The organism is Hydrogenophaga sp. BPS33 (assembly GCF_009859475.1).
Classification (GTDB): domain Bacteria; phylum Pseudomonadota; class Gammaproteobacteria; order Burkholderiales; family Burkholderiaceae_C; genus Hydrogenophaga.
In genome coordinates this window covers 1,894,390-1,911,994 of record NZ_CP044549.1, presented here as the reverse complement: position 1 = coordinate 1,911,994, position 17,605 = coordinate 1,894,390, and the positions used below count along the sequence as shown (strand labels likewise).

Below are 17,605 nucleotides of genomic sequence, written 5' to 3'. Positions count from 1 at the left end.
CGTGTACACCGGCCAGGAGGAAGAATCGATTGGATTTATAAGCAGCGCCTGCCGAATCTCGGCCCCCTGCAACTGCCTTGGATGGGCTCCACAGGTTTTTGCAGCAGCGCCAGGCCCGGACTTTTTTCTTTGCGGACATCTCCCTCTCAGTTTGGGACATCCCGTTCCAGCATCACCGAAAGGAAGGCATCAAATGCAATTCAACAAAAGCCAGCGAGGCGGTCTCGCACGCGTATGCAACAAGCTAGCCGTCGGAATGGCGGCCATTTCGATCATTGGATCGTTCGTTTTTGGCATAAGCATCCTTGCTGCGGCCGTACTGCTCACGCTGTCAACTTTGCTTGTCGTCGTCGCCCTTGTGATCCAGGGACTCAAGGCGAGTGATGAAGACTGAGGAGACTGATTGTTTCGCACATTCAAATCCGAAAGCATCCATACGAGCATTCTCACAGCCCACTTCGGTGGGCTTTTTCTCTCCTGGTCAGGACCACCACGCTCGTTGCGGGATCGCTCACAGCTCATGCAACCCATGGATGCGATCACCGGGCTTACGGCTAGGGGACGGTACACGCCGCATCTGCTGGAAAGGTCGTTCCCCAGCGGTGTGGGGCATGAAGCAGGAGAGCCGCACGCCGAATACGCGACGCGGCTTGAAGATGTGCCGGTGGCACGCCAAGGGGGAGGTGCGATCCACCAACGAAGATCGATGCCGATCCGAACCGGGACGTTTGTAGCCCGCACCAAGTGCTGATATGCAGCGATTACCGACTTTTAGAAGCTCAAACTGCCCACTGGGAACCAGTCACCGTCGCTCTTAGCCATTGCTTGGCAGCGCAGACTCTCATCCAACTAAACAGATCACCACATCACAACCGCCGAAGTTTTCGAAGTCATTGGCGCACAAGGCGCGGATGATCAGACGCCTTGTACTCGATGCGCTCATCCTCAATCGTGCGCTGGCGCAGCAGGTCGGTGAGGTTGATGGGAAGTTTGGTGCTCATGCAGGGGCACCTCCAGCACACTTGGATTTGATGAAATTAAAAAGATGACGAAACACTGAAAAATGCGCAGCATCAAGCCCTGGTACGACATCCTGGGCGAAAGTCGTCTTTTGCCCATCACTGATGAATTTGATGAATCCGTCCGTCCTCTCGGTATCGATAGTGAAAAATGCGTCAAGACCAGGCACGCCGTGAAACAGAAGTTCTATGGTTAGCAGCGATTTGTTTCCGAAATTACCACCAGTACGTGGGTTGATCACCTGTCCACGAATCTGGCCAGCGGTCGGAACGGGTAGCAAAAGAGCGTAACTTTCGCACCCATTACGCTTCTTGGTCAGGCACAAGGTTGGATCAGTTTGCACATCCTGACCCAGTTGGTTCCAGTCATTGTAGGCCTCATCAAAATCAAAAAGCGCAAAAAACGTCCTGTCCGGATGGTTCTGATACAGCGCGTTATCTTTAACAAGATTACGCTGAAAGCCGCAGCTAAATGCGTTTTGTATCTCAAAGGGCCGCTTCACCGCTGGATACAGCTTCTGCCAAGCAGTTTCAAGGATCATTTCATCCGTGATGCCCTCTGTGAAGAGTACAGGCCCACTAGTGTTTTTCAATACGTGCTGAATGTTCAGCCGCGCTTCACTCTCAGAAAAAGTAATCAATCCTGCAGATAACGATTTGATGATGTCGGACTTGTTTACCTTGGTCAGTGCCACCTTTTCGCCGTCGAACTCGAACAAGTTGATAACGCTATCGTTGGCGCAGGTAATTGTGGATGCACTGTGGCTGCTCATCAATACATGGCAAGTCTTGGCTGCCGCATCGGTTATCTCGAACACTTGCCGAAGAAAATCAAACTGCCATTCCGGGTGGAGAAATGCATCCGGTTCATCAAGCAGGATGAGACAATTTCGGTCTTTGAACAGTTCGACGATGGAATAGATGTAAACCGACTGAAACTGACCATCGCTAAAATGGGAGATGCTGGCATCAAGACCACTGGTCAAGGCGAGAGGAACAACAAGTCCCTCAAGCATCCCAAGTGTTTTCAAATTGTCGAACTGGCGGAATATATCCGAGACAGACTCAGCGGCAAACTCACGATGAAATAGTTCGATATTGATCAGAATCCGGTAATGGTCATCGGCAGAGTTATAGACATTACCATGATTGAACTCACCCTTGACGCAGGTGACGAGTCTGTTTAAAAATTCACGAGTGATGCCATCGGCACCCCAATAATGGGTACGCGGATCGAAGTTCTCGATGCCGTCCATATTCAGCGCCTTCAGCGCACCAGCAGCGAACGCAGGGCGCTGAAGTGTCAACCGCATGTCTGAATCGACACTTTTTATACCCAGCTTCTGGCAAATGAACTGCCGAGCCGTGTTCTCGGCAGGTTGTAACAGCAAGACTGCCAGCAACAATTGCTTATATTCCGGCCCGATGCCAATAAAGCGCCGGCTCTCGTCAGGATTGGCACCTTTGATGCGTTTGCGGAAATCCGCCTCGTATCGTTGTATCAAGCCGGACACTGTATCGTTATGGCCGGAGTAGTAGATCAGCACATTGTCGGGCAGAGGAGTATCTCCAATGTTCTTGCGCTCATTGCCATTGACACTGAGCTTACCAGTCCTCCATACGATTTCATTTTCCGTGCCATCGATTTCATATTTGACCGTGAAATCGAAGTCGATTTCACTCTTGTTATCGAACTCATAAAGGTGTCGAAATATCTCTATTAACGCTTCAAATAAATTCGATTTTCCGCTGCCATTCTTGCCGACAAACACATCGATGAAACTCGTCCCGTCAAAACTCATGGAGAAATCTTTGAGGTTTTTGTATTGTCTGATGAAGACCGATTTCAAGCGCATGGCAGCTCGCTCACACTTCCGCCATTACGGCATTCAGCAATTCGGTTTTCTTACAAGTGGCTGCAGCAATCCGCTGCTCTAGCGTGTCACACAACCCCATAAGCTGGTCTATTTTGCTTGTGATGCGTTGTTGTTCGAGTTGCGGTGGAAGACCAATAACAAGGTTTCGAAGAAATCCCAGTGAAACAAATGGCTGCGCGCCCCCCGCAGCTTTTTGCTGCAAATCGATAGCTAGATGCTCCATGAATCTTTTGATGAAATAGGGCTGAGTAAACGACTTGTTGTAATACTTAAATAGAGCGACATTTTTTATACTGAACTCACGATCTTCTTCGACAATGATTTGGTTGCCAATATTTCCACCAATCATGGAGAAAAGGATATCGAGTCGCTCAACTCGCGAACGTTTGATTATCTCAAAATGATCTTCAGCAGAGATTTGTCGTGCATTAGCAAAGTCGACTCCACCGTTCACAAAGTTTTTACTTGTAATAAGCGGGTAGGTGTTCGGGCCAATCGCATCCCTTGGGGAGTCATGCGTGCCATCTCTAACATCCAACACATCTTGAAGACGTGCCCACGCCCAACCCAGTGGCAACGCATAGGGAATTTCTTCAGGTTTGATCTCTGGAAGCGGCTTAAGTATTTTTATCTTGCCTTCTTTCACAAGCCGCTTTTTCTCAGTTTCGATTTCTTTGAGCAATTCACTAGCGGGCGCGTCGTTTGAGTATTGCGGGACGAGTTTGCCCATGACGGCGAGTTGAAGAATTGCCTTGCGCAGTTCAGCGATATTTTCTTTGACTGCGTAAAGATCACCGAAGTATTGGGTGATGAAGGCCCAAGCATCGTTGGCGCTACCGCCACCGGTGGTATCAAGTAGTTGAGAGAGTGCAGCAGCGTGGACAGCCAGGCGCTTTGCTTTCTGATCGGCGCGCAGTTTTTCCAGCGCATCGCAACACGCCATCAGTTGATCAATTCTCGCGACGATGCGGTGTTGCTCCTCAAGCGGCGGGAGCGGTAGAAGTATCTCGACAAATTTCGCAATGGAGACACCGCCAATAATCCCCGTCATTGCCGCTGCAAACGATGCCCGAAAGACGGGCGACAGATAAGTGTAGAGAATGAACCGGGATGGAATGTGACCATACAGTTCATTCGCAAATAGTTTGTTGCCGAAACAGATGTCGCGGTCAGTCAGGCCACATTTTTTCCCGGCACTGCCACCTTCAGCACAGATCAGAACTGCACCTTGGTGCGCGACTCTGAATTTCGCCTCATTGAGAGGAATGCAGATTCCATTTTCGTAGTCCAACGGATCAAAACCGTAGCCGACATCTTTGGTCGCGATATAGGGTAGACCTTCAGCACCGGCGTACTTCGATTCCTTTTCTGAGGCGTTGATGCTGTTGCCATTGAAGATGTTGCCAATACTGCCGAGACGAACCCACTGCCAGCCCTGTGGCAAAACGTACGGCACTTCACCGAAAATACTTTCGGGCAGATGCTTGGGCGTTTTGATCTTACCGGCCTTCACCAGTCGCTTTTTCTCGGCATCTATCTCTTTAAGCAGTTCGCTAGCTGGCAAGTCGTTTGGGTTTTGCGGCACCAGCTTGCCCTGCATCGCTAGTGTCAGGATAAGTTCTCGCAGCTTTTGAATGCCTTCTGGTGCAGAAAACGCTGTGTCGAAGTGTTGCTCCAGCAATTCCATCACCGCCCTCCGAGGGCGAGCATTAGCTCTGCCTTCAGCGCGTTTTGTGCCTCGGCCAGCTGACTAGTGATTTCCTGGTATTCCGCCATCAACTCGGCTGGATCGCGGTGATTCACCTCCACGGCGTGGGGATTCTTGCAATCCAGGTTGTAGTTGCGTGCTGCGATATCGGCTGCAGAAACCTTCCAGGCGTTTTCTGTCGTCTTACGACCCTTGCGCGTTGAGCCACCCCACCAGCCCTTTTCCAGATCGAATTCTTTGATGTCCAGTGGTTTAGTGCGGGAATAGCTTTTGTAGCCATCCGGATAAGGATGCTCAAAGAACCAGACATCTTTCGTCGGTTCGCCTTTCTCGAAAAACAACACGTTGGTCGCGATGCTGGTGTACGGGGCGAATACGCCCTTGGGCAGGCGAACGATGGTGTGCAGGTTGAATTCTTCCAGCAACTCGCGTTTCAGCGTGGTTTTGGCGCCCTCGCCAAACAGGAAACCATCGGGCAGCACGACGGCGGCGCGACCGGTGTCGTGCTTAAGAAGATGCATGATCAGCGCCATGAACAGGTCGGCGGTTTCGCGGGTCTGGTACTTGCGCGGGAAGTTGTTCTCGATACCGTCTTCTTCCATGCCGCCGAACGGCGGGTTGGTGAGGATGATGTCGACGCGGTCTTTCGGGCCGTAGTCCTTGAGCGGGCGGCTCAGGGTGTTGTCGTGCCGGATGTTGCTGGGCACATCGATGCCATGCAGCATCAGGTTGGTCATGGCCAGCATGTGCGGCAGCGGCTTTTTCTCGACGCCGTGGATGCTCTCTTGCAGGGTGTTGCGGTCCACTGCTGTTTTGACCTGATTCTTGAGGTGTTCGATGGTGCAGGTCAAAAAACCGCCGGTGCCGCAAGCCGGGTCGAGGACGCTTTCGCCCAGTTGGGGGTTGAGAATATCGACCATGAACTGAGTGACTGCGCGCGGTGTGTAGTACTCACCGGCGTTACCTGCTGACTGCAAGTCGGCCAGGATTTTTTCGTAGATATCGTTGAACAGGTGGCGGTCTGACGAGGAGTTGAAATCAACGTCCACCTCGATGGTGTTGATCACTTGCCGCAGCAAGGTTCCAGACTTCATGTAGTTGTAGGCATCCTCAAACACCGAGCCAACCACTCTGCCGTTCGGCGCCACACCAGCAACGGTGGCCAGTTTCTTGAGTGAGGGGAAGAGTTCGTTGTTGACAAAGTCGATCAGTTCTTCGCCAGTGATACCTTCTGCATCCTTTGCCCAGTTGCTCCAGCGGAAACGGCTTTGCAGTGGCGACTTGTAGCCAGGAATGGTGAGTTGCCATTCCTGTTCTTTGTCGTCAAAGATTTTCAGAAAAAGCAGCCAGACGATCTGGCTGATGCGCTGGGCGTCGCCATCAACGCCGACATCCTTGCGCATGATGTCTTGAATGGTTTTGATCAGTGTGCCGATAGCCATGGGATGGATTCCAAAAGGTGCTTGTTATGCGCGCTGCTGCGATGGGCTGTAGAGCGCTTGTTCGAGTTCATGCAGGGCGTGTTGGTATTGATCCAGTCCGCCAAAGGCGCGGATGATTTCCATGGGTGTGCCGAAACTGGTGAACGGGGCGATGGTGAGGATTTGTGTCTCCTCGATAGGCCCGACGCCTTCGTCGGCGTATTTGTCCAGCAAGGCTTGCAGCACACGCTGCGCTTGTTCGCCATAGCAATTGAAATAATCGCGCTTTTTGACCTGCTCGGCGCGCTCTCTGCGGGTAAGCGGTGGTTGATCCCAGGCGATGTGGCAGACCAGATCGAAGGGGTCAAACTCCTTGCCGGACTGGCGACCAATTTCTTCGGCCAGCGCGGCAAAGAAAACCCCTTCATTGGCCAATTCGTCGATAACGGCCTGCTTCTTGTCGGCACTGTTCCAGCGCCGTAAAAAATCATCAAGTGAGCTGAATTCCTTGGCCAGCGCCTTGCGGGTGTAGTCCTTGAGTGATTCGGTAATCAATTTTCCGCTGGCGTCGAAATACTGCACGCGTTCGGCAGCCACTTTGACTTCAACATTGGCGACGACATACCGACGAACTCCACTACCTTCTTCACCCGGGTGTGGCTCGGCAACGCCTGTCCACGGCGATTCATCAGCAGGTGGATAGGTGAAGCCCTCGTCGCCCGGAGTGCCAGTCATTTCGTCGGGTGGCACCGGGGATTCACCGGGTGCCGGTTCGTATATTTGCACCGGATCACCATCAAAATCAGGGTCGGCGAACAGTTCAGTTGCCTTCTTGAAGTCGATGATGGTGAAGAAGTACTTGTCGTAGTCTTCGTTGATGCGCGTTCCGCGGCCTATGATCTGCTTGAACTCGGTCATGGACTGGATGCGTTGATCCAGCACGATGATTTTGCAGGTCTGGGCATCCACACCCGTGGTCATCAATTTAGATGTTGTGGCGATGACCGGGTATTTAGATTCGGGGAAGATGAAGTTATCGAGTTCGGCTTTGCCTTCTTCGTTATCGCCCGTGATGCGCATCACGTATTTACTGTTCAGTGCAGCCAAATCGGCGTTTTCGTTTACCAATGCCTGACGCATGCGCTCGGCGTGATCGATGTTGTCGCAGAACACAATGGTTTTGTCGAAACGATTAGTCTGCTTTAAAAAGTCGCTGATTTTCTTTGCCACCAGCTCAGTGCGCTTTTCCAGAACAAGGTTTTTGTCAAAGTCGCGCTGGTTGTATATGCGATCCTCAATTTCGTTGCCACGCTTGTCGAGCATGCCTTTGTCGGGACGCCAGCCGGTCAGGTCTTTATCAAGGTCAATGCGGACCACCTTGTAGGGGGCAAGAAAGCCATCGTCGATGCCCTGTCGGAGGGTATAGGTGTAAATCGGTTCGCCGAAGTAATCGATGTTGGAGATTTCTTTGGTTTCCTTGGGTGTGGCCGTCAGGCCGATTTGGGTGGCCGACGAGAAGTATTCAAGAATCTCGCGCCAGGCTGAGTCTGCAGCCGCACTGCCGCGATGGCATTCGTCGATGACGATCAGGTCGAAGAAATCGCGGCTGAACTGTTTGTAGATGTTGCGTTCTTCTTCCGTGCCGGTGACTGCCTGATACAGAGACAGATAGATCTCATATGACTTGTTGGCCTGCCTCTTCTGGATCTTGGTCATCGCCGAGCCGAAGGGCTTGAAGTCGTTGGTCATGGTCTGGTCGACCAAGATATTGCGGTCGGCTAAAAACAAAATCCGCTTCTTGGCTTTGGATTTCCAAAGACGCCAGATGATCTGAAAGGCTGTGTAGGTTTTGCCCGTGCCGGTGGCCATCACCAGCAATAGACGGTTCTGTCCACGCGCGATAGCTTCAACGCTCTTGTTGATCGCCAGAAGCTGGTAATAGCGTGGGGTTTTGTTACTGCCGTCGCTGTAGTAGTCCTGTGAGACTAGTTCGCTCTGTGCTGTGTTCAGGCCCAAGTGCTCCGACCACCAATGCCACAACGTCTCAGGACTGGGCAGTTCATGAAGTGCCAGCTCCCGTTCGATGACGCCGTCCTTGGCAATCTTGTTGTGGAACAGGAACCCGTCGCCGTTACTGCTGAACACAAAGGGCACCTGCAACATTTCGGCGTAGCCCAAGCCCTGTTGCATGCCGTCGCCCAGCGAGTGTTTGTTGTCTTTCGCCTCGATGACCGCGATGGGCATGTTGGGCCTATGAAACAACACATAGTCAGCACGCTTGTTTTGGGCGCGAGTGTGCAACTTGCCACGGACGATGATGCGGCCCTTGGTGAGCGGAAACTCTTCACGCACCTGGGAGGAGATATCCCATCCCGCCTGCTCAAGCGCAGGGGTAACGAATTTTGTGCAGATATCGCGCTCGCTGAGCTGGCGTTTGTCCATATCAAGTGGCATCTTCGTGTTCGCGGTCTTGATCTTCCGCCGCGCCGCCCCCGCGAACCCATTCATTCACCTCGGAGAGCTGGAATTTCCACAACCGACCTATCTTGTGTGCAGGGAGGCCCTTGCGTTCCCGCCAGCGGTAAACGGTGTCCTTCACCACGCCAAGATGCCGGGCAACATCTATCGCGGTGACCCACGGTTCGGAGTTCATGGCATTGGTGCTCCAGAAGAAGCTTCAAAGTCGTTTTGGATCGTTTTCAGTCTAGCAGACGATGGCTCCGGCTGCCGCCCGTTCCAGGATTCAAAGCTTGGTTAGTTGAGCGTTTGCCCATCTACCGCATACGCGATCGCAGTCAAGCCGAGCACCATTCCCACGGGGAGGGAAGTCCTTCCGTGACTGGGTGTCGCAACAGTGTGGGATGCCCTGGAGGAAGGTCCATGTTGAGATCCATACGGATGTGGGTATGCAAACTAGCCCCTCGCTCGGCTTCATCACTCCATACCTGTCAGTTCCGCCGTGACCGACTTACGCCGAGGAGCGCTTCAAAGGCCTCATCTGCTTGAACTTTGCCAAGACGGAGTAGGCTAAAAATCAAAGAATCCTAAAACAATTGAAATATATCAACAGGTTACGGCGATGTTGATCAGCTGAAACTTCAAGCCCAGCAGAAATCAAAGCACGCCTAGTTCAGAAATGAATGAGCAAAAGTTCAAGAATGAACGGCGTTTGACAACTTAAGAGTCCAAAAATGGGTGCCATCAAAAGCCGCACCGCCGCCGTGGCAAGGAACTCTCGCCTTAGCACTCGCTCATAGAGAGTGCTAATATTCTTGGCAGAACACCTGAGGAGGGTTCCTACATGTCTCAAACACTCGCCCCTGTTGCCACCGCCACCCAAGGCTCGCTCGCCGTGGCGAACCCCTGGGCGCTCGTGCCCCCCCTGGGCAACCTCGACGCCTATATTTCCGCCGTCAACCGCTTGCCCCTGCTGACCCTGGAGCAGGAGCAGCAAGCCGCACGGCGCCTGCGCGACGACAACGATCTGGACGCCGCAGGCCAGTTGGTGATGTCCCACCTGCGTCTGGTGGTGTCGATCGCTCGCCAGTACCTGGGCTACGGCCTGCCCCACGGCGACCTGATCCAGGAAGGCAACGTCGGCCTGATGAAGGCCGTCAAGCGCTTCGACCCCGATCAGGGCGTGCGCCTGGTGAGCTACGCCATGCACTGGATCAAGGCCGAGATCCACGAATACATCCTGAAGAATTGGCGCATGGTCAAGGTGGCCACCACCAAGGCGCAACGCAAGCTGTTCTTCAACCTGCGTTCGCGCAAACAAAGCTTCCGTGCCGACGCGGCCGATGGCGACACCCACCGTGACGTGCTGTCCGACACCGAAGTGGGTGTGATGGCACGCGAACTGAGCGTGAAGCCGGAGGAAGTGCGCGAAATGGAAACGCGCCTGTCGGGCGGCGACGTGGTGCTCGACCCCAGCCCCAGCGACGATGGCGAAGACCGCTTCGGCCCGATCGCCTATCTGGCCGACGCCAACCACGAACCCACGGCCTTGCTGGAATCGGCCCAGCGCGACCGCCTGGCCACGGAAGGCGTGGCCCGGGCCATGAGCGAGCTCGACGAGCGCTCGCGCCGCATCGTGAGCGAGCGCTGGCTCAAGGTGAATGACGATGGTTCGGGCGGCATGACGCTGCACGAACTGGCGGCCGAGTACGGCGTGAGCGCCGAGCGCGTGCGCCAGATCGAGGTGGCGGCCATGAAAAAGATGCGAAAGGCATTGGCGGCTTACGCCTGACCCCCTCCCCTGGTGTCACGAAAGCCCCGGCGGTTGTCCGACCCCGGGGCTTTTTTGCGCGCCTTGCCAAGCCTGGCGGGGAAAGCTTGTGTAACAGACGACACAATCGGAGCATGTCCGATTTTTCGTGGAAGGGCGCGATGCCCGGAACCCGTCGTGCCCGCGGCCTGGCCGTCTGGGTCGCCCTGTTTTTTCTCTCCCTGCTCCCCATCGCTCACGCCATGGCCGCCGGCGTGCCGACCGTGGTGCTCGATGACACCCAGAACAGCGTGCCGCTGGCCCAGCGCAGCGTCTACTGGGTTGACCCGACGGGCCAGCGCACCGTGCAGGAGGTGGAAGCGCAACAGCAAGACCTGCCCTTTGCCCTGCGCGACGCCGACCACCGATTGACCCTGTCCGACGGCGCCGCCCTCTGGGTGCGCTTCGACGTCCAGGTGCGCGACGACCACGCCCTTTGGGAGCTGGAGTTGGCACGCTCCGGCACCGACCGCATCAGCGTTTACCACCGATTGGCCGACGGCCGCTGGAAAGCGCAGCACGCGGGCGACCGCATCGCCGTGCGGGATTGGGCGTTTCCCGATCGCTACCCGGTGTTCTCGCTCGATCCTCGCACCGATGCCGCGGTGACCTATTGGGTGCAGATCGAGCACGCCCGCGTGCCCTTTTCGGGCACGTTGCAGGTCCACAAGCACAGCACGTTGCGCGAGTTGCGCATCCATCAACAGTTTCTGCTCGGCGCCTATTTCGGCATGGCTTTGCTGCTCACGGCCACGGCGGTGGCCAATGCGCTCGTGTTCCGCGACACCAGTTTCGCGGCCTACGCTGTCTACACCACCGTCCTGGGTCTGGCCCTTGCGGCTTCGCTGGGTGTCGCCGGCCAATTTCTCTGGCCAGGCTCGGCGCGCTGGAACGGACTGGCCGAGTTCATTCTCATGCCCATGACCGCCGTCTGCGGCCTGCTGTTCGTGCGCCACGTGGTGCAACCCCGACGCATCGGCCGCTGGCTCGACCGGGCCGCCCTGGGCACACCGGCGCTGCTGACGGCACTGATCTTGTGGGACGTGGTATCGCCCACGACGGCGAGCCTGAAAGCCGTGACGGCGGTGTCGACACTGACCATGGTGCTGGTCTACGCCATGCTCTGGACCGCCTGGCGCACCGGCGACCGCTGGGTGCGCTGGATCGCGCTGGGCATGCTGCCCATGCTGCTCGCCGGCGCGCTGCCGGTCATGCGCAACTTCGGCCTGATCTCCTCCGGCTTTCTATCGCAGTACAGCATGGTCATCGCGGCCGCGATCGAAGCCCCGTTGCTGATCTATGGCCTGCTGCAACGTTCGTCCCTGCAACACGAAGCCCAAGCCCGCGCCCGCGCCCTGGCCATGACCGAGCCGCTCACCGGTCTGACCAACCGCCACAACTTCATGCTGCGCCTGCACGAGAGTCTGGTACGCGCTCAGCGCTACCAGCAACACGCCGCGCTGCTGCTGATCAGTCTGGACAACCACGACTGGTTCGCGGAACACCACGGCCGCGAAGAAGCGGACCGGGCGCTGGTGATCACCGGCTCCTTGCTGCGCACGGTAGCGCGCGACGTGGACACTGCCAGCCGCGTTGATGACAGCACCCTGGCGCTGCTGATGGAAGGACCGGTGCGCGATGCCCAGGCCCTGTCCGTCGCCACCAGCATCGTGGCCAGCGGTCTGCGGCCCTCGTTGCAATTGCCGGTGGGCGCCACGCTGAAGTTCAAGATCGTCGTGGCCCTGTTGCCCGACAGCACGCAGGACATGCAGCAGGACGCCCAGGCGCACCTGGACTGGATGCGCCAAGCCCTTGATGCCCTGCGCAAGGTCCCGCGCAAAGCGATCGTGAAGATGAATTTCTGAGCAGGGCTCAGACTTCGCGGCGCAGCGCTGGAAAGAGAATCACATCGCGGATGCTGGGGCTGTCGGTCAGCAGCATCATCAGGCGGTCGATGCCAATGCCGCAGCCGCCGGCCGGCGGCATGCCGTACTCCAGCGCGCGAATGTAGTCCGCGTCGTAGTACATGGCCTCTTCGTCACCGCCGTCCTTGGCAGAGGCCTGTGCCTGGAAGCGTGCGGCCTGGTCTTCCGCGTCGTTCAACTCCGAGAACGCGTTGCCGAACTCACGGCCCGTGATGTAAAGCTCGAAGCGCTCGGTCACCTCGGGGTTCGCGTCGTTGGCACGGGCCAGTGGCGAGATCTCGGTCGGGTGGTCCATGATGAAGGTCGGGTTCCAGAGCTTGTCCTCGACCTTCTCCTCGAAGAACAGCACCTGCAGACTGGGCAGGCTGCGGCTGGAGAGCTGGTGCTTCTCTTCGGACAGGCCCAGCTTCTTCAATTGCCCGAGCAACCAAGCCATGTCGTCCACCTGGGCACCAGCGTCGGTGTATTTCACGATGGCGTCGCGGATCGTCAAGCGCTCGAATGGCGACATCACATCCACCGCCTTGCCCTGGTAGGTCAGCGGCCCATCGCCACACACCTCGCGCACCACGTGGCGGATGAGTTGCTCGTTGAAGTCCATCAGGTCCTGGTAGTTCCAGTACGCCGCGTAGAACTCCATCATGGTGAACTCGGGGTTGTGGCGGACGCTGATGCCTTCGTTGCGGAAGTTCCGGTTGATTTCGAACACGCGCTCGAAACCGCCCACCAACAGGCGCTTGAGGTACAGCTCGGGCGCAATGCGCAGGAACATCTCCTGGTCGAGCGCGTTGTGGTGGGTCTTGAACGGCTTGGCGTTGGCGCCCCCGGGGATGGGGTGCAACATGGGCGTTTCCACTTCCAGGAAGCCGTGCCCCACCATGAACTCGCGAATGGCGGATAAGGACTTGCTGCGCGTGGCGAAGCGCTGCCGCGTGGTCTCGTCCATCATGAGATCGACGTAGCGCTGGCGGTACTTGATCTCCTGGTCGGCGATGCCGTGGAACTTGTCGGGCAAGGGCCGCAGGTTCTTGGTCAGCAGGCGGATATGGGAGACCTGGATGGTGAGCTCACCCGTGCGCGTGCGCATGAGCGTGCCCTCCACCCCCAGGATGTCGCCCAGGTCCCAGTGTTTGAACGCCGCGTACACCGTGTCGCCCACCGCATCGCGGCTGACATACACCTGGATGCGACCAGTGGCATCTTGCAAGGTCGCGAAGCTGGCCTTGCCCATCACGCGCTTGAGCATCATGCGGCCGGCCACGCTGGCCTGCACCGGCTGCGCGGCCAGGGTCTCGGCCGTGGCATCGCCATGCATGCCCAGCAACGCGGCGGCCTTGTCCGCCGGTTTGAAGTCGTTGGGGAACGCCACGCCATGCCCCTGTTTCTGTGCCTCGCGCAAGGCTTTGAGCTTCTCGCGGCGTTCGGCGATGAGCTGGTTTTCGTCGTGTGCAGGCGCGATGGCCTCAGGGGTTTGGGCTTGGTTCATGAATGAAAAATGGGTTGGGCACCGAAGTGCGCAACCCATGATTGTAGTTTTCGAAGGCGCCCGCCTTCATTCACCGAGGTAGGCAGCCCGTACCTTGGGGTCGTCGAGCATGTCGCGGCCCTGTCCCGTCATGATGATTTCGCCCGAGTCCATCACGTAGCCGCGGTCGGCGATCTGCAGCGCACGGCGTGCGTTTTGCTCCACCAGCAGAATGGTCACGCCCTGCTGGGCCACATCGCGCACGACTTCGAAGATCTTGTCGACCATGATCGGCGACAAGCCCATCGACGGCTCGTCCAGCAGCAGCACCTTGGGCTGGCTCATGAGCGCGCGCGCCATCGCCAGCATCTGCTGTTCGCCACCGCTCATGGTGCCGGCCAACTGGTCCTTGCGTTCGCGCAGGCGCGGGAAGATGCCGAACATGCGCTCGATGTCCTGCGCAATGCCAGCCTTGTCCTTGCGGATGTACGCGCCCATCTGCAGGTTTTCGGTGATGGTCATGCGGGTGAACACGCCACGGCCTTCCGGCACCATGGCCAGGCCTTGCTTGACCAGATCCCAGGCGCCCTTGCCCTTGATGCTCTGGCCCAGGTATTCGATCTCGCCGGCCTCGTAACCCAGCGAACCAGTGATGGCCTTCATGGTGGTGGTCTTGCCAGCGCCGTTGGAGCCGATCAGCGAAATGAGCTCACCTTCGCGCACTTCGAGATCGATGCCCTTGACGGCCTTGATACCGCCGTACGCGACCTTCAGGCCGCTGACTTTTAGGAGTGTGTTCGCCATGTCATTTCCTTGTTCATTTCGGCGTCCGGCGAGCATGCCTGAGCCCAGAGGCATCGAGGGACGGCTCCGCCGGCCCAAGCTGCCGTCCCCCCTCGAAGCGCTGAAGGCGCGCCACAGAGGGGGGAAGCCGCGCAGCGGCGCAGGGGGGTGTTCATCTCAATGGCCGCCCGTGCCGAGGTAGGCCTCGATCACCTTGGGATTCTTCTGCACCTCGGCCGGCGTGCCCGAGGCGAGCTGCTTGCCGTAGTCCAGCACCGTCACGCGGTCGCACAGGCCCATCACCAGTTTCACGTCGTGCTCGATCAGCAGGATCGTGCGATCGTCCTTGCGAATGCGGTCGATCAACTCGCGCAGCTGCACCTTTTCGGTCGCGTTCATGCCCGCGGCGGGCTCGTCGAGCGCGATCAGTTGCGGATCGGTGGCCAGCGCGCGGGCGATCTCCAGCCGGCGCTGGTCGCCGTAGCTCAGCGTGCGCGACTTGTAGTCGGCAAACTTCTCGATGCCCACATAGGCCAGCAACTCGCGCGCCCGCGCCCGGATGGCGGCCTCTTCGCGTTTGAAGCCGGGCGTGCGGAAGACGGCGCCGACCAGACCGGAATGCGTGCGCACATGCCGCCCGACCATGACGTTCTCCAACGCGGTCATCTCCGCGAACAGGCGGATGTTCTGAAAGGTGCGCGCGATGCCCGCCTTGGCCACCTTGTGCACCGCCGTGGGCGCGTAAGGCTTGCCCGCGAGTTCGAAAGAGCCGCTGTCGGGCGTGTACAGGCCCGTGAGCACGTTGAAGAAGGTCGTCTTGCCAGCGCCGTTGGGGCCGATCAAGCCGTAGACCTGGCCACGCTGGATTTCGATGCCCACATCGCTCAGGGCCTGCAGGCCACCGAAACGCTTGGAGACATTCCCCACTTTGAGAACGGTGTCGCTCATGTGAATGCTCCGCTTACTTGGACAAGGATTTGCCGTGCTCGGGCGTGGGCCACAAGCCTTGCGGTCGAAGCAACATGATCACCACCATGGCCAACGCGATCAGCAACTGGCGCAGGATTTCGGGAGCCAGCCGGCCGCCGGTCAACTCCGTGAGCGGGTGCGCCACGTGGCGCAACAACTCGGGCAGGCCCGCCAGCAGCAAGGCACCCAGCACCACGCCCGGGATGTGCCCGATACCACCCAGCACCACCATGGCCACGACCATCACCGACTCCATCAAGGAGAAGGACTCGGGCGACACGAAACGCTGGAACGAGGCAAAAAGAACGCCCGACACGCCACCAAACGAAGCCCCCATGCCAAAAGCCAGCAGCTTGAGATTGCGCGTATTCAGGCCCATGGCCTTGGCCGCGATCTCGTCTTCGCGGATCGCCATCCAGGCGCGGCCGATGCGCGAGTCCTGCAGGCGGTACGAGATGAGGATGGCCAGCATCACGAAGAACAGGAACAGGTAGTAGTACAGCGTGACGGGTTGGAAGGTGTAGTCGCCAATCGTCAGGCGCTTGCCCAGGTCGAGCCCGAAGACGGAAATGGTATCGATCTGGCTGATGCCCTTGGGACCGTTGGTGATGTTCACCGGGCGGTCCAGGTTGAGCAGGAATATGCGCACGATCTCGCCAAAGCCCAGCGTGATGATGGCCAGGTAGTCGCCGCGCAGCTTGAGCGTGGGCGCCCCCAGGATCATGCCCACCACGCCAGCCACCGCCGCCGCAAGGATCATCACCAGCCAGATGTTGTAGTGCAGGCCGTTGGGGAACATGGCCTTGATGGCCGGGAAGGTATCGGCCAGGTGGGGCGATCCCAGCAGCGCGAAGACGTACGCGCCAACGGCGAAGAACGCGATGTAGCCCAGGTCCAGCAGGCCCGCATAGCCGACCACGATGTTCAGTCCCAGCGCCAGCAGCACGTACATGAGCGCGATGTCGACGATGCGCACCCAGGAGTTGCTGCCCGTGGCCTGCAGCACGATCGGCAGCGCCAGTAGAAGGATCAATCCGACAACCCAGACGATCAGCTTGCCCATTTTGGTATTCATCATGTGGTTCTCCCGGGTGGTCAGGCGCGGTCCGCCACACGTTCACCCAGCAGGCCCGAGGGGCGCAGCGTGAGCACGATGGCCAGCACGATGAAAGCGAAGATGTCGGTGTACTGGCTGCCCAGCACGCCACCGGTGAGCTTGCCGAGATACCCGGCCCCCAGGGATTCGATCAGGCCCAGGGCAATGCCACCGACCACCGCACCGGCGAGGTTGCCGATGCCGCCCATGACGGCAGCCACGAAGGCCTTGAGGCCCGGCATGAAACCCATGGCGTGTTGCACGGTGCCGTAGTTGGAGGCCCACATCACGCCGGCAATCGCCGCGAGCATGGCGCCGATGATGAAGGTGGCCGAGATGACCACATCGGGCTTGATGCCCATCAACGCGGCAACGCGCGGGTTCTCCGCGGTGGCCCGCATGGCACGACCCAGATTGGTGCGGTTGACCAGCCACATCAGAAAGGCCAGCGTGACGACCGTGGTCGCCAGGATCACGACCTGCGTGACCGAGATGACCGCGCCGCCAAACTCGATCGGCTCGCGCGAGAGCATGGACGGATACGACTTGGGATTGGGCGCCCAGATGATCATGGCGAAGGTCTGCAGCAGCAGAGACATACCGATGGCGGTGATGAGGGGCGCCAGCCGGTTCGAATTGCGCAGGGGCCGGTAGGCCAGTTTCTCGATCGAGAAGTTCAGCACTGCGCAGATGACCATGGCGATGAGGGTGGCCAGGAACAGCACCAGCCAAGTGGGCAAACCGGTAGACGCCTCCATCATCCAGCCAATGACAGTCCAACTGGTAAGGGCCCCGACCATGAGCACGTCGCCGTGGGCAAAGTTGATCAGCCCGATGATGCCGTACACCATGGTGTAGCCCAGGGCCACCAACGCGTACATGCTGCCCAGCACCAGACCGTTGATGATCTGCTGTAGCAAAACGTCCATGCAATTCTCCGTGTTGTTTTCAGCGCAGGAAGCACTCGTGGCACCTCCCGTCGCAACCTAGCAAAAAACCCGCCAGACATGACCTGGGATCAGGACCGCTGCGGGTTGGGTGGACGGATTTTAATGAGCGCCTTTTCTAGAAGAAT

Annotated in this window: 13 protein-coding genes; 3 read left to right on the top strand and 10 right to left on the bottom strand. The window is 57.9% G+C overall.

Annotation, left to right across the window (positions count from 1 at the left end):
* The first annotated feature begins 193 nt into the window (after positions 1-193).
* On the top strand, positions 194-394 hold the full coding sequence (locus tag F9K07_RS08990) for a hypothetical protein (RefSeq protein ID WP_159591698.1): 201 nt from the start codon (positions 194-196) through the stop codon (positions 392-394).
* Positions 395-997: 603 nt separating this feature from the next.
* Here the strand turns inward: F9K07_RS08990 and F9K07_RS08985 are convergent.
* Genes F9K07_RS08985 through F9K07_RS08965 form a run of 5 tightly spaced genes read right to left on the bottom strand, consistent with a single transcriptional unit; the run spans position 998 to position 8,678 of the window.
* On the bottom strand, positions 998-2,875 hold the full coding sequence (locus tag F9K07_RS08985; RefSeq protein ID WP_159591695.1) for an ATP-dependent nuclease: 1,878 nt from the start codon (positions 2,873-2,875) through the stop codon (positions 998-1,000).
* A 10-nt stretch (positions 2,876-2,885) separates the two neighbouring features.
* On the bottom strand, positions 2,886-4,583 hold the full coding sequence (locus F9K07_RS08980; protein WP_159591692.1) for a restriction endonuclease subunit S: 1,698 nt from the start codon (positions 4,581-4,583) through the stop codon (positions 2,886-2,888).
* Positions 4,583-6,046 (bottom strand): type I restriction-modification system subunit M, encoded by a 1,464-nt coding sequence (locus tag F9K07_RS08975; RefSeq protein ID WP_159591689.1) that lies wholly within the window; start codon positions 6,044-6,046, stop codon positions 4,583-4,585. Before F9K07_RS08975 ends, F9K07_RS08980 begins: the two co-directional genes overlap by 1 nt.
* Positions 6,047-6,070: 24 nt before the next feature.
* On the bottom strand, positions 6,071-8,467 hold the full coding sequence (gene hsdR / locus F9K07_RS08970; RefSeq protein WP_159591686.1) for an EcoAI/FtnUII family type I restriction enzme subunit R: 2,397 nt from the start codon (positions 8,465-8,467) through the stop codon (positions 6,071-6,073).
* Position 8,468: 1 nt separating this feature from the next.
* Positions 8,469-8,678, bottom strand: a complete 210-nt coding sequence (locus F9K07_RS08965; protein WP_159591683.1) for a helix-turn-helix domain-containing protein — start codon at positions 8,676-8,678, stop codon at positions 8,469-8,471.
* 648 nt (positions 8,679-9,326) lie between these two features.
* On the opposite strand from F9K07_RS08965, the gene rpoH reads away from it, so the two are divergent.
* Both rpoH and F9K07_RS08955 read left to right on the top strand, forming a co-directional pair.
* Positions 9,327-10,274: an RNA polymerase sigma factor RpoH gene (gene rpoH, locus F9K07_RS08960; protein ID WP_159591680.1), complete on the top strand. Its 948-nt coding sequence runs from the start codon at positions 9,327-9,329 to the stop codon at positions 10,272-10,274.
* Positions 10,275-10,387: 113 nt separating this feature from the next.
* Positions 10,388-12,157: a sensor domain-containing diguanylate cyclase gene (locus F9K07_RS08955; RefSeq protein WP_159591677.1), complete on the top strand. Its 1,770-nt coding sequence runs from the start codon at positions 10,388-10,390 to the stop codon at positions 12,155-12,157.
* Positions 12,158-12,164: 7 nt separating this feature from the next.
* On the opposite strand, the gene lysS is transcribed toward F9K07_RS08955, so the two are convergent.
* The 5 genes from lysS to F9K07_RS08930 all read right to left on the bottom strand — a co-directional run bounded on the left by lysS (position 12,165) and on the right by F9K07_RS08930 (position 17,459).
* Positions 12,165-13,703 carry a lysine--tRNA ligase gene (lysS, locus tag F9K07_RS08950; RefSeq protein ID WP_159591674.1) on the bottom strand — a complete coding sequence of 513 codons (1,539 nt, stop codon included), beginning with the start codon at positions 13,701-13,703 and terminating at the stop codon, positions 12,165-12,167.
* 66 nt (positions 13,704-13,769) lie between these two features.
* Positions 13,770-14,486 (bottom strand): ABC transporter ATP-binding protein, encoded by a 717-nt coding sequence (locus F9K07_RS08945; RefSeq protein ID WP_159591671.1) that lies wholly within the window; start codon positions 14,484-14,486, stop codon positions 13,770-13,772.
* Positions 14,487-14,642: 156 nt separating this feature from the next.
* On the bottom strand, positions 14,643-15,413 hold the full coding sequence (locus F9K07_RS08940) for an ABC transporter ATP-binding protein (protein WP_159591668.1): 771 nt from the start codon (positions 15,411-15,413) through the stop codon (positions 14,643-14,645).
* A gap of 13 nt (positions 15,414-15,426) precedes the next feature.
* A complete protein-coding gene (locus F9K07_RS08935; RefSeq protein WP_442907409.1) occupies positions 15,427-16,512 on the bottom strand; it encodes an ABC transporter permease subunit in 1,086 nt (361 codons plus the stop codon).
* 17 nt (positions 16,513-16,529) lie between these two features.
* Positions 16,530-17,459 carry a branched-chain amino acid ABC transporter permease gene (locus F9K07_RS08930; RefSeq protein WP_159591665.1) on the bottom strand — a complete coding sequence of 310 codons (930 nt, stop codon included), beginning with the start codon at positions 17,457-17,459 and terminating at the stop codon, positions 16,530-16,532.
* Positions 17,460-17,605: the final 146 nt, after the last annotated feature.

What these genes read in the sequence shown, in the direction of transcription:
- F9K07_RS08990 (WP_159591698.1), top strand. Translation starts at nt 194, where the DNA reads ATGCAATTCAACAAAAGCCAGCGAGGCGGTCTCGCACGCGTATGCAAC.
- F9K07_RS08975 (WP_159591689.1), bottom strand. Translation starts at nt 6,046, where the DNA reads ATGGCTATCGGCACACTGATCAAAACCATTCAAGACATCATGCGCAAG.
- F9K07_RS08985 (WP_159591695.1), bottom strand. Translation starts at nt 2,875, where the DNA reads ATGCGCTTGAAATCGGTCTTCATCAGACAATACAAAAACCTCAAAGAT.
- F9K07_RS08935 (WP_442907409.1), bottom strand. Translation starts at nt 16,512, where the DNA reads ATGATGAATACCAAAATGGGCAAGCTGATCGTCTGGGTTGTCGGATTG.
- hsdR (WP_159591686.1), bottom strand. Translation starts at nt 8,467, where the DNA reads ATGGACAAACGCCAGCTCAGCGAGCGCGATATCTGCACAAAATTCGTT.
- F9K07_RS08945 (WP_159591671.1), bottom strand. Translation starts at nt 14,486, where the DNA reads ATGGCGAACACACTCCTAAAAGTCAGCGGCCTGAAGGTCGCGTACGGC.
- rpoH (WP_159591680.1), top strand. Translation starts at nt 9,327, where the DNA reads ATGTCTCAAACACTCGCCCCTGTTGCCACCGCCACCCAAGGCTCGCTC.
- F9K07_RS08930 (WP_159591665.1), bottom strand. Translation starts at nt 17,459, where the DNA reads ATGGACGTTTTGCTACAGCAGATCATCAACGGTCTGGTGCTGGGCAGC.
- F9K07_RS08955 (WP_159591677.1), top strand. Translation starts at nt 10,388, where the DNA reads ATGTCCGATTTTTCGTGGAAGGGCGCGATGCCCGGAACCCGTCGTGCC.
- F9K07_RS08965 (WP_159591683.1), bottom strand. Translation starts at nt 8,678, where the DNA reads ATGAACTCCGAACCGTGGGTCACCGCGATAGATGTTGCCCGGCATCTT.
- F9K07_RS08940 (WP_159591668.1), bottom strand. Translation starts at nt 15,413, where the DNA reads ATGAGCGACACCGTTCTCAAAGTGGGGAATGTCTCCAAGCGTTTCGGT.
- F9K07_RS08980 (WP_159591692.1), bottom strand. Translation starts at nt 4,583, where the DNA reads ATGGAATTGCTGGAGCAACACTTCGACACAGCGTTTTCTGCACCAGAA.
- lysS (WP_159591674.1), bottom strand. Translation starts at nt 13,703, where the DNA reads ATGAACCAAGCCCAAACCCCTGAGGCCATCGCGCCTGCACACGACGAA.